The organism is Shewanella sp., assembly GCF_013214165.1.
GTDB lineage: Bacteria > Pseudomonadota > Gammaproteobacteria > Enterobacterales > Shewanellaceae > Shewanella.
Map to the genome: position 1 here is coordinate 176,483 of NZ_JABSSM010000002.1, position 12,461 is coordinate 188,943.

At 44.7% G+C, this 12,461-nt stretch carries 9 protein-coding genes; 7 read left to right on the forward strand and 2 right to left on the reverse strand.

Annotated features, from left to right (window positions below; all coding sequences use genetic code 11):
* Window positions 1-394 precede the first annotated feature (394 nt).
* Window positions 395-1,084 carry a ribosome biogenesis GTP-binding protein YihA/YsxC gene (yihA, locus tag HRU42_RS01480; protein WP_295028330.1) on the reverse strand — a complete coding sequence of 230 codons (690 nt, stop codon included), beginning with the start codon at window positions 1,082-1,084 and terminating at the stop codon, window positions 395-397.
* A 168-nt stretch (window positions 1,085-1,252) separates the two neighbouring features.
* Here yihA and HRU42_RS01485 point away from each other — a divergent pair, with 168 nt between their 5' ends.
* From HRU42_RS01485 to HRU42_RS01515, 7 genes are all read left to right on the forward strand, one after another.
* A complete protein-coding gene (locus HRU42_RS01485; protein ID WP_295028332.1) occupies window positions 1,253-1,873 on the forward strand; it encodes a cytochrome c4 in 621 nt (206 codons plus the stop codon).
* 740 nt (window positions 1,874-2,613) lie between these two features.
* Window positions 2,614-3,291, forward strand: coding sequence for a class I SAM-dependent methyltransferase (locus tag HRU42_RS01490; protein ID WP_295028333.1), 678 nt, complete (start codon window positions 2,614-2,616; stop codon window positions 3,289-3,291).
* A gap of 48 nt (window positions 3,292-3,339) precedes the next feature.
* The gene (yihI, locus tag HRU42_RS01495) at window positions 3,340-3,885 is read left to right on the forward strand and encodes a Der GTPase-activating protein YihI (RefSeq protein ID WP_295028335.1); all 546 of its coding nucleotides are present in this window, start codon (window positions 3,340-3,342) and stop codon (window positions 3,883-3,885) included.
* 78 nt (window positions 3,886-3,963) lie between these two features.
* Window positions 3,964-4,431 (forward strand): DUF2489 domain-containing protein, encoded by a 468-nt coding sequence (locus HRU42_RS01500; protein WP_295028337.1) that lies wholly within the window; start codon window positions 3,964-3,966, stop codon window positions 4,429-4,431.
* A gap of 229 nt (window positions 4,432-4,660) precedes the next feature.
* Window positions 4,661-6,037 carry an oxygen-independent coproporphyrinogen III oxidase gene (gene hemN, locus HRU42_RS01505; protein WP_295028339.1) on the forward strand — a complete coding sequence of 459 codons (1,377 nt, stop codon included), beginning with the start codon at window positions 4,661-4,663 and terminating at the stop codon, window positions 6,035-6,037.
* Window positions 6,038-6,246: 209 nt separating this feature from the next.
* The gene (locus tag HRU42_RS01510; protein ID WP_295028341.1) at window positions 6,247-8,052 is read left to right on the forward strand and encodes a DUF885 family protein; all 1,806 of its coding nucleotides are present in this window, start codon (window positions 6,247-6,249) and stop codon (window positions 8,050-8,052) included.
* A 128-nt stretch (window positions 8,053-8,180) separates the two neighbouring features.
* Window positions 8,181-9,176, forward strand: a complete 996-nt coding sequence (locus HRU42_RS01515) for an alpha/beta fold hydrolase (RefSeq protein WP_295028343.1) — start codon at window positions 8,181-8,183, stop codon at window positions 9,174-9,176.
* An 86-nt stretch (window positions 9,177-9,262) separates the two neighbouring features.
* Here HRU42_RS01515 and HRU42_RS01520 read toward each other — a convergent pair whose 3' ends face one another.
* On the reverse strand, window positions 9,263-11,797 hold the full coding sequence (locus tag HRU42_RS01520) for a GGDEF and EAL domain-containing protein (RefSeq protein WP_295028344.1): 2,535 nt from the start codon (window positions 11,795-11,797) through the stop codon (window positions 9,263-9,265).
* Between the last annotated feature and the right edge of the window lie 664 nt (window positions 11,798-12,461).

Sequence of the window (12,461 nt, forward strand, 5' to 3'; positions counted from 1 at the left end):
GTACAGAGGTTAAGATGTTCTATCTTTCAAACCTTTTTAGTTCATTTTTTAAATGAACAGCCAAATTATGGCGCCTCAGCAATTTATTTGCTGGGGCTTTTTTTCGCCCTAAATAAACTTTAGAGCATTTACTTTAAATCGGTTTCAATTCGCGCTATGCTGTCGTCATTAAGCGCCATTGAGTCTATATTCATCGCGCTTGAGTCTTGTTGAATTTAGCTTCTCCCCAAAAGAGCTAATTGGGCCGATGGTTATTGCGTCGGCTATTTTTTTGTCTGTAATTCTTCACTCCTCTAGTTAATCCTAAGCAAGAAAAAAGTAATAGCCAAAAAAAACGCCTACCATGAAAAATGGCAGGCGCTGTTTTATTCGTTATAGGCTTATTTAAGCTAAGTTAGCCCTTAATAGCAGAATTTTCCTCCTCTGCTTCCGCCGCCTCAGCTTCGGCTAATGCGTCAACCAACCATTGAGGGTGACACCAGGTATTTAAGATGTCTAAAACCTTAGCCTTACCTATGCCTTTAAGCGATGAGAAAGGCTCTACCTTAACCCGATCATCAAAATCACCCAGATGCTTTCTGACTTCATTAACCATCTTCATGCGCTCACTCTGCTTCATTTTATCGGCTTTGGTTAACAGGGCTAGCACAGGGATTTCACTCTCGACGGCCCATTGGATCATCTGCATGTCGAGATCTTTCAGTGGATGCCTGATATCCATCAAGACTACCATGCCGCCTAAACACTGACGTTCCTGTAGATACTCCCCCAGAGCTAGCTGCCACTTTTTCTTAAGGGCTAGTGGCACTTGAGCGAAACCATAACCAGGAAGATCGACCAATCTACGATGCTCATCCAGTTCGAATACATTGATTAATTGGGTTCTTCCCGGCGTCTTACTGGTTCGTGCCAGACTCTTTTGATCTGTGAGAAGATTCAGCGCGCTAGACTTACCCGCGTTCGAACGCCCTGCAAAGGCTATTTCGATTCCGGCATCTCCAGGCAGATACTCGTCTAGGTGTGCGATGTCCGGGGCACTGATTAAAAACTTGGCTTTACGAAAATCAATACGAGATTCAGTCACTACTGACTCCAAAAATATTAGGGTTTGCACTATAAATATCGAAGAGTTGCTTACATTTTCACAATTTCGTGTAAAATATTACCCCGATCACATAAGTAGCATTTTATCACGCTTGCGGGCTTAGCTAGTAAGCTCAGGACAAAAAATTTAACAATAAGTTGGAACGCCATGAAAAAGTTAGCTCTTGCGCTATCAGTGTTAGCCTGTATCTCCTTGCCTGCAATGGCTGAAGGCAATGCTGAAGCGGGAAAAACTAAAGCAATTGTTTGTTCTGCCTGTCACGGTGTTGATGGTAACAGCATGATAGACATGTACCCAAAACTTGCTGGACAGCAAGCCACCTACCTGATTAAGCAGCTACACGATTTCCGTAGCGCGGCTAAAACAGGCGGAAAAGAGGGTCGTAACGATCCAATTATGGGGGGAATGGCTATGATGCTCAGCGATCAAGATATCGAAGATGTCGCTGCGTATTACTCTTCACAGACAAAAGTTGAAATAGAAGTAAAAGATATTCCGGCTCTAGGTGAGCAGCTATACAAGGGTGGCGACATGGCTCGCGGCATTACCGCTTGCGCCGCTTGTCACGGTCCGGATGGTGCGGGGATAGAGCTAGCAGGCTTCCCTGATATCGGTGGTCAGCATGCCAACTATCTAAAAATACAGCTTAACAAGTTTAGCGATACAAATCGTAACAACGACTTGAATGGCATGATGCAAGATATCGCAAAGAAACTTACCAGCGATGATATCGAAGCATTATCTAAATATATATCAAGCCTTAAGTAACTTTTGGCATGTTAAAAAAGGTGGTCTTCCCACCTTTTTTAACTCTCTCAAGTTAACCTTTACGTAAACTACCCGCAAAAACATACTTGACAGAGATCACAGATTTAGGTTTAATTGGTCCCGTACCGAGATGAACCCATCTGTTTGTATAAAATATCAAATAATAACTTACAGTTTTCGGTATTAGTGACATTTAAGATATAAGAATAAATAGATTCAATAACAATAATATAATTAAGACCACTCATTAAAATATAATAAGAGTCGTGATTTCGATTGAAATCCAGGTCAGAATAATTTTTGTAAGGAACTTGGTTAGGAAGGCCATTTAGCTGTAATAGCACTCCCTTGCAGGTTTAGAGAAAGTAGTTCCGCCGATACCTAGTATCAGTTTTAGAACACTAGCACTAAGCTAACAGTAAACCTTAACATGGATGGTTAAATTTGGCGTCAAAGATGACGATAGGATTGTGATGTGTCATGAAGACCATCTACGGAAGCTGTAGTCAGGAAGACTCAGGACTATTAAGAAAGCGTCTGGAAGACCAAAAACTAAAAAACATGCATGGAAAGCAGACTAAAAAAAGATGGAAATTGACCGGGAAAGTCGCATAGCAAGTACGGATACTTGAAATAAGAATTGGTGTCTCTGACACTTTTTGAAGGCGACAGTCGTACTGTCGCCTTTTTTTATGGCAAAATATTACTATTCTTATCATGGTGAGTAGATCCATACCTATATGCTTAGATGCCCTCTTTGTCACAACGAAAACACCTCACTATTTCATCAAGATAGAAAACGCAGTATCTATACCTGTCATCACTGCCAGCTAGTATTTTCCGACGCTAACTCTCATCTCCCGCCCCAGGTAGAGAAAAAGCGATACCTACTGAGTGCCAGTAAATACCAAAAGCCCCTGAAGCAGTTTTTGCTCAGCTTGATACAGCAGATCGCACAAGAAACCGATCAAGCATTAATCGGGCTTAACTTTGGCCGTTTAGCCGACTCGCAGACACTCGATACAATACGAGCCCAGGGACATGACTTACGGCAGTATGACCCTTACTTTGCCCCCGACCATGGTCTGCTGAAACAAGAATATGACTTTATCTGCTGTTATCGGGTATTCGAGCATTTCCGCTTCCCATCCAAGGAGTGGTCACTGCTGTGTAGACTCTTGAAACCCGGCGGCTGGCTGGCAATAAACACTAAGTTGCTCACCGAAATCCATGCTTTCGATAGGTGGCATCATAAGAACAACCTGACACATGTCAGCTTTTATCAGCCAGAGACCTTCGAGTTTCTAGCCGAACAGGCAGGTTTTAGGCTATTATTGGCAGCAAATGATCTCATTTTGGTGCAAAAACCATCAGGATCTGCTATAAAACGCGACCCAAGTTCGCTTATTGATCTGTAATCAGCGCATTTACATCTAAATTCGTATTACCAGTTATTGAGAAAAACCATGTCACATTCTAAGAAATCCCGTAAAGTCAATGAAAATGCGCCTAAGTTAGCTCCAAGAACCAAGAAGAGTGATCGTGCTCTTGCAGGCAAGAAGAACAAATCAGGAAACAAGGCAGGAAGCCGTCACAATTCAAATATTGTCGGTGGCAAAGATGGTTCGGCTGCCAGCAAGAATGATCCACGACATGGTAGCAAGAAGGCGATAAAACTTGATCTTCCAAGCCAGGTCCAAGTGATTGCCCCTAAGAAAGAGCAAGGTCCAAAACTGACCGATGAGCAGAAACTATTTAAGCTCGAAGAAGATCCAAGACTAAATCAACTACTCGATATGCTCGAAGAGGGTAAAGATCTAAGCCAAGACGATCAGAAGTGGCTCAATAAGACGCTTAATCAGATTGAAGCACTCATGGATCGCTTAGGCATCACCGAGGAAGACGATCTTGGCCAAGTTATTGAGTCCGCAGCTGCGGTTAGCGACGACGACTTGTTGGACAAGTTTGCATCCGGCGCAGATCTGCTAAAAGATTATCAGAATAAAGATTAACGCTTAGTACTCTCTTAAAACGGCATCTTATTGGTGCCTTTTTTTTAGTATTAGCTATCTATACCGACAGGACAGAGCATGACAACAGCCCTTATAGTCATAGGTTTTATCATCATTATCGCCCTTGCGGGCTACGCCATAGCCTTGTTGCTTAAGCTGCGTAAGCAAAGCATCCAAAAGAAGAAGCATCAACAAGAATTAAAAGACATCAACCAGGCGCGCCTGGACGAGCACTTGAACAGCATCCGCTACATTGCCACCGCTATGTTAGAAGATCGCTGCGAGCTTTCAGAAGGCGTAATGAGAATAGCCAAACTGTTCAGTATTTTATCTATGTCGGAACAGGTTGAAGCGCAATATCCGGCTATTTTCAAACATTTTTCGGTGATCCAAGATCACCCCATCATGGCTCAACGAAAGAAGCTGGAGAAGCAACAACGCATGAAGCTGGATTTTGCCCGCATGCGCTCCGAAGCCGAACTCGAAGCCGATATTCTTGAAGAAGCGAAACAACTAACCAGCTTTACACCAAGCCCACTTCATTAACTCGGTTAAGCTCTGCTACTCAGTAGGTTCTATATCAGCCTAAATAGCCCAATCCCGTGAGTCTGTGCACACATGCCCCATAAGAGCACAGACAAACGCCCTCTTTTCGTGAATATTTCCCTCGAATTACTCATATCAGCTTCAATTTATACAACTTAGATCAAGGTTATTAAACCAATAACCATGCATACTTTACCTCTTGCTAGACTATAACTCTGGAGGACACGCCTTGAAGCAGCCCACCCAAATTAGTTGGGATCAGTCAATGATCGAAAAATACAATTACAGCGGTCCCCGTTATACCTCTTACCCGACGGCGCTTGAGTTCGATGACTCATTCACCGAAGAAAAACTGCTGACTTCGATTAAGAACAGCAAGAGTGATAAGCTTTCTCTTTATATCCATATTCCATACTGCGCCAAGCTTTGTTACTACTGTGGTTGTAACAAGGTCATCACTCGTCACCAGCATAAAGCCGACCAATACCTTGAGTATCTAGCCGCTGAAATTATCAAACGCGCACCGCTATTTAAGGACTACCTCGTCACCCAGATCCATTGGGGCGGTGGAACGCCGACCTTCCTGCGTCCAGATCAGATCCTCAAACTATCAGCGCTAATCAGGGCCAACTTCCATGTAGCCGAAGTCGGCGAATACTCGATTGAAGTCGATCCCCGTGAAATCGAGCTGACCATGTTAGATACGCTTAAAGAGGCGGGATTTAACCGCATCTCTATCGGCGTTCAGGACTTCAACAAGAAGGTACAGATTGCCGTCAACCGCGAGCAAGATGAGCAGTTCATCTTCGATCTCATGGCTAAGGCCAAGGAGCTGGGCTTCGTCTCGACCAATATAGATCTGATCTATGGTCTGCCTCACCAGACACCAGCAACCTTTGCAGAAACCATGCAGCGAGTCTTAGATCTGGATCCGGATCGTCTTTCAGTCTTTAACTATGCACACCTGCCTGCTCGTTTCGCGGCTCAACGTAAGATAAAAGATGAAGATCTGGCTTCACCGCAGCAGAAACTAGAGATGTTGCACCAGACAATCGAAACCTTAACCGCTGCTGGTTATCAGTACATAGGCATGGATCACTTCGCCAAGCCAGATGATGAGCTATCTATCTTGCAAAATGAGGGCAGACTCCACAGAAATTTCCAGGGCTACACTACCCAAGAAGAATGTGACCTATTAGGGCTGGGCGTCTCTTCGATCAGCCAGATAGGCGACTGTTATGCCCAGAACCAGAAAGATATTCGGCCTTACTTCGAGTCTATCGATGCTAATGGTCATGCGTTATGGAAAGGTTGTGGCCTGAACCGTGACGATGAAATCCGCCGCGTGGTCATTAAACAGCTTATCTGTCACTTCGAATTAGATATGGCTCAAATCGATGACAAGCTAGGGATTAAGTTCGAAGACTACTTCGCAGAAGATCTCAAACTACTGCAAACATTTATCGATGATAAGCTAGTCGACATCACTGACAGGAAGATAGCCATCAGCCCCACAGGCCGACTGTTAATCCGTAATATCTGTATCTGTTTCGACGTCTATTACAGAGAGAAGGCTCGTCAGCAGCAATTCTCACGCGTAATTTAATAGACTATAAGACCTGTTCTCTCCTGTGATTTAAAACCTATCTCGAGATAGCTAAATGAAAGCCGACATCTAGTCGGCTTTTTGGTCTCTCTATTTTGTATTTAAATTGGTACTTTTTTATAACTGTTTTTGTATACAGTTCACTCACTAACAAGTCTGAGGCATAATCGAGGCCATAATAATCAATAATAGCCATTAAGGTCTCTGTCATGCTTAAGCTTTTGCTTCCCGGTTTACTCGCCGTTTCTCTCAGCGCTTGCCAAATCAACTCCATCTCTCCGGAACTAGCTCAGTCGATGACATCTGCCGAGAGCCCGCTAACGATGGGAGTGAGTGATTTAACGCTTAAATCGATTATAGAGGCTGACTGGCTGATTCAACTCGATAGTGACCCATCACTGGCTGCCTCCGAGGGTGATGCCAGTGCAGCCGGTAAATTATCCGACCTATCTCCTGCTAACTTAGCTTCACTCAATCATCGTAAGCAAGCGCTGCTCACCACGCTCAAGGAATTAGACAGAGATACCCTCTCGAAAGAGGACAAAATTAACGCCCAGATCCTCCAGGGACAGCTGCAAAACAGTGTCGACCTCTATCGGTACAAGGACCACTATCTGCCGATCACGGCCGAGAGCGGTTTTCATGCTTATATCTCCTCCATTGCTAAGGCAAGATTCGCAACGGAGCAAGATTACCAACACTATATAGCCAAATTATCAAACCTCCCCGACTACTTCGCTCAGCAAATTTATTGGCTAACACAGGGCTTAGATTCAGGGATCACTCCGCCGAGAGTCACCCTCAATGGCTTCGAAGACAGCATCAGCGCCTTCATGGTCCCAGTGGAAGACAGTGGCTACTTCAAGCCCTTCACTCACTACCCGAAGCATTTTACTCAGGTCCAGAAAGATGACCTGACGACCCAAGGAAAACAAATCATAGCACTCAAGGTATTGCCGCTTTATCAGCAGTTTTACGACTTCATGACCAAGAAATACATTCCCGCTGCCCGTACAGATATCGCCAGTGCCAGCCTCCCTGATGGCGCAGCCTTCTATGAAAACCGAGTCCGTTATTACACCACTCTCGATATGACATCCGATGAAGTTCATCAACTTGGGCATAAAGAAGTAAAACGTATCCGCGCTGAGATGCAGACCATCATCGACGATCTCGGTTTCGAGGCCAGTTTCGCCGACTTCTTACATTTTTTGCGTACCGATCCTCAGTTTTACCCTAAAACGGCCGAAGAACTATTGAAAGAAGCAGCATTCATCGCCAAGAAGGCCGATGCCATGCTACCTAAATACTTCGGCAAACTACCAAGAACCCCATACGGAATTCAAGCCGTTCCGGCCGAGATAGCGCCTAAGTACACCACAGGACGTTACTCAGGTTCCAGCAGAGACGATGAACCAGGTTACTACTGGGTCAACACCTATGCCTTAGATAAACGGCCTCTATATGAGCTGGAAGCCCTGACCTTGCACGAAGCCGTCCCCGGTCATCACCTACAGATCTCCCTCAATAAAGAGCTCACCAATCTGCCGAACTTCCGCCGTTATAGTTATATTTCGGCCTTCGGTGAGGGCTGGGGGCTTTACTCAGAGTATCTGGGCTTAGAAGCAGGCTTCTATCAAGACCCCTACAGCAACTTTGGCCGCCTGACCTATGAAATGTGGCGTGCGGCTCGCCTAGTCGTCGACACAGGCATGCACGCTAAGGGCTGGAGTCGACAGCAAGCGCTGGACTTTATGGCCGATAACACGGCTCTGTCCATGCACAATGTCACCACAGAGATAGATCGTTATATCTCATGGCCAGGCCAAGCCTTGTCATACAAGATTGGCGAACTCACCATCAAGCGTCTGCGAGTCCAGGCTGAAGAGGAGCTAGGTGAAAAGTTCGATATCCGAGCCTTCCATGATGCCATCTTAGCAAATGGCTCTGTGCCAATGTCTGTGTTAGAGCAACAGATCATAGACTTTATCTCCTCGCAAAAAAACGCAAAATAAAGTTAACCAAGCTACAGAGTCTCGAGTATCCATTAATATAGGATCTTCTAAGACGATACTCGTCACTCGCGGCGGCTTTTTACTCTGTGCTACACTGGCAAGCAGCATACATAAGCCCAGTAGATATCATGTCGATAGACGTCGAATCACAAATAAATGATCAAGTTAGCGTTCAAACTAAGCCTCTCTCTTCCGAGCTGATGCTCAATACCCATGAGCAGGTCGCATTCTGGGATAAGGTGACAGAGTCTAATATAAAAACTGCTGACAATATCTCTCTCGCCTATATGTGCATTGAACATCCAGGCAGTGAACGAGCCATAGTGATCTGCAGTGGTCGCATCGAGTCTTATCTTAAATATAAAGAGCTTATCTTCGATCTCTACCATCAAGGTTACAGTGTTTTCGCGTTGGATCATCGCGGACAAGGCTTATCGGCCCGCACCACAATCAATCCTCATCACGGCCATATCGATAAGTTCAGTACGTATGTCGATGACTTTGCTTTCTTTATCGACACTGTGGTTGCCCCTAAGCGCTATCAAGACCTTTTCCTGGTGGGCCACTCGATGGGGGGGGCCATCGGCACCCTTTATATGGACAAGCATGCTGACACCTTCACCGCAGCCGTCTTCTCTGCGCCTATGTACGGCATCAAATTGCCAATCAGCAGCCAGTTTATCCGCTGGTTAGCGAATAAACTGGACTCTAAAAATGGCGCTGAGCCTAACTACATATTGGGCGGTAAGGACTACCACGGAGCTGAATTTGCCAACAATGATCTGACCAAGAGCCAGCCGCGTTATGAGGATTACCGTAAGCTTTATCGGCAGCGTCCGGAGCTACAACTTGGCTCTCCCACCAACCACTGGCTAGTCGAATCTATCGACGCCGGTGCAAGAACGGTAAAAGCGGCTAAGGAAACTAAGACACCTATCCTGATCCTGCAGGCCGATGAGGACACAGTTGTCGATAATTTCGCCCAGTACCATGCGGTAGGAGGCTTGTGCGAACTGATCAATATTGCCGATGCTCGTCACGAAATTTTTATGGAGCAAGATGAAAGCCGCAACTTTGCCGTAGAGCAGCTGCTTAAATTTTTAGCCTCTCACCACAGCCAGTAAGCCATAGCGCGCTGATACCAATAGATATGAAAATGAGGCATCGTTTATTTGCTGATCTAGCGGCTGCAATTGATTAGCTGACTTTTTTAATTCGGTGTGTTTATAGCAAATTTTTTAGCCGACAGAGGTAGCCCGTTAACAGCAATCGACTCTATAAAATTAACCAGGTCAGCTTGCTTTAATGGCCGAGAGAAGAGGTAGCCTTGAAATAAATCACAGCCATTGTGCAGTAAAAATTTATATTGAGCCAGGGTCTCTACCCCCTCAGCAACGACTTTTAAATTCAGCCCATGAGCCATGTCGATGATCGCCTTAACGATAGCATTCGATGACTCGTTTACATCTATCCTACTGACGAACGCCGCATCAAGTTTCAGCCTAGACAAGGGAAGGCTCTGCAAATAACTTAATGAACTGTATCCGGTGCCAAAATCATCTATCGCGATGGATATTCCAGCCTGTCTCAGCTTATCCATCGCCTGCTTAACGACGTCTAAATTCCTCAGTAAAGAATACTCGGTCAGTTCTAATTCGATAGCATTGGGCTTAACACCAAGCCGGTGTAGAACCTTTAACAGGTCTTCGGCAAACTCCCCTTGGTTAAACTGTCTGGCGCTGACATTAATAGCAACCGCATCTAAGAATACGCCTTTGTGCTGTAGCTTATTGATAAATGCACAGGCCTCTAGCAGTACCCAGTCGCCCAACTCTGCAATTAAACCACTACCCTCGGCAAGAGGAATAAAGGTCGATGGTGGAATATTACCCATCTGAGGGTGATTCCACCGGAGAAGAGCTTCTACGCAAACAACCTGCCCCCTGCAATCGACTATGGGTTGGTAGACCAAAGAAAGTTGATTCGCCGCTATTGCACTCCGTAACTCACTCTGGATAAACAGGCTATGTTGGGCAACTTTCTCCATCTCGGCACTATACAGCAGGTACCCATCTCTTCCTTTCTCCTTCACCTGGTGCATGGCCACATCTGCTTGCTTGAGCAATAGCTCAGGCTCGATGGGAATTTGACTATCGATGAAGCAAGCTCCGACACTGGCAGAGACACTGAAGGTCTGGTTGTTAATATGAAAACTACGGCCGACAACCTGACGCACTTGACTGGCCAAGGCATTAATTTTTCGCTTAGCAGAGTTTTTATCCTGAGGGAGATTCTTAACCAAGACGACAAATTCATCGCCGGCTAATCTCACTATCAATGAATTAGTAGCAAAAAAACTGGAGAGACGCGCAGCAACCTTGATGAGTAATCTATCACCATAATGATGCCCTAGATCATCATTTATCATCTTAAAATTATCCAAATCGATAAGAAACAGACCCGCTGAAACCTCTTGTTTACTCTCCTTAAGAGAATAGAGTGCATCGAGTAAGCTACTACGATTTGGCAAATCGGTTAACAAATCATGTTTTTCCCGGTGGAGAATGACCTGTTTATTTGCCACGTCACTGGTAACATCGGTATGTGTGCCAATCATTCGGGTGCCCTTGCCTTTATCATCCCACTCAACAACCATGCCTCTATCTAAAACCCAGATATAATGACCCAGCTTATGCCTGAGTCGATGAACACTCTCAAATTCATCCAACTCGTTAGTTAGATATTGGTTGAGGCTAAACAATGCATCCTGCTTATCTTGCGGATGTAATAAAGCTTCCCAGGTCGAAAACTCATCGACTAATTCATCTTCAGAGTAACCTAGCATCTCCTTCCAGCGGTCAGAAAGGAACACCTCACCGGTGGCAAAATTCCAATCCCATATGCCATTTCTAGACACTTCAATGGCAAATAACCACCTTTGCTGACTATCTTCCAATTGCTTTTCACTACGTTTAAGCTTGTCCGAAAAATTGATAAGGTGATTTCTAATCGCCTCTAATTCACTAAATACCACAGTAACAGGAGAAGCTTTCCACTCAGGAAGAGAGCCATTAAGTTTAACAACATCATTCGCCTTGTTAGCTTGCAGGGCCATAAGTTTCAAGGGACGTATTAGATACAAATACAGTAAAAACAGCAAGATAGTTAAACCGACCAGGCTTACAAGCCATGAACGAATAGCACTCTGAAAACTTGCCTCTTTAACATCAGAAAGCAAAGGAGAAACATCATATTCCAGATAGATAATATTGCCCTGGTCTTTAGTCAGAGTCGTGGTGCTATTGATAGGGTAATAGGCCTGCATAGATAGACGAGCATGATTAAATTGAATTGTCGGCGTATCTGCTTGAGTGGTTTTACGGTGAACATTCGGCTCATAGCCATCGATGACATATTTAGCCTGACTGCCACGCCACACCAGATGATTAGCAAACCGGATCTCGCCATCCTGATATAAAACAGTAAAAACAATCACATCCAGATCTGTGGCCGCCAAGGATATCTCTTGCTCTATGCGTCCAGTGTCCTGAATAGCCAATGAAGACTCGACAATATACTGCATTCGAATCAGATGCTGCTCAATTCTAGTTTGTGTTTGAGATAGCGCTTCCGCCTGACTTTCACTACGCTCATAAAAAAATACTGCTGTCAGCAAACAGAGATATAGAATAAACGCGAATATGGGCACAACAAAGACCAAAGAGGGTCGATTGATTTTTAACAAATCTAATAGCACCTAAAACTAAAGTAAAAATAGACACGAGCAGACGCTCTTCTAAGAAGCGCTAAATTTTAACAAGCTAAGCTTTAGCAAGCTACACTAATTAACGATAAAAATCGTTGCAGATGATATTAAACTATCACCAAATATCCTCTGATGACTCCCTTTTATCGGCCTAATACATTGTCAGCCAATGTCTGTATAGATGATCTTCAAAGATATAAGACATAAAAAAGGTAGAGCTGGATACTAGGGAGGAGGAGAAAATCTCAACCTTGTACATGAGGGCCGAAAAACAGTGCTCTGAATGCGCAGTATTCAGCTGCTTTGTAGCGAGAAGCGACGCAGTCGCTGAACTGGGGATGTGGTGAATGTCAGCAATGCATGGATGCAATTTCTGACCAAGCTCAGCGGCGTGGCGACCGCCATGGTGTATATGACGCTAGTCATAAGCCTAGGAACGAGCGCCATGGATGGCAAACTGGCACTTGTATATGGATATATTTTGGCAGAAGTGTCGATATTTAACCGACATCGGGGTAGGCATTGCACGTACGTGCTTAAGTGGAAAAGTCACCTGCCTGCACTGAAGTAGGATATGGGCAATAACATCTATATTTTTAAAATACCCAGACGCAAAAAAGCCACCTTATTCAGGTGGCTTTTC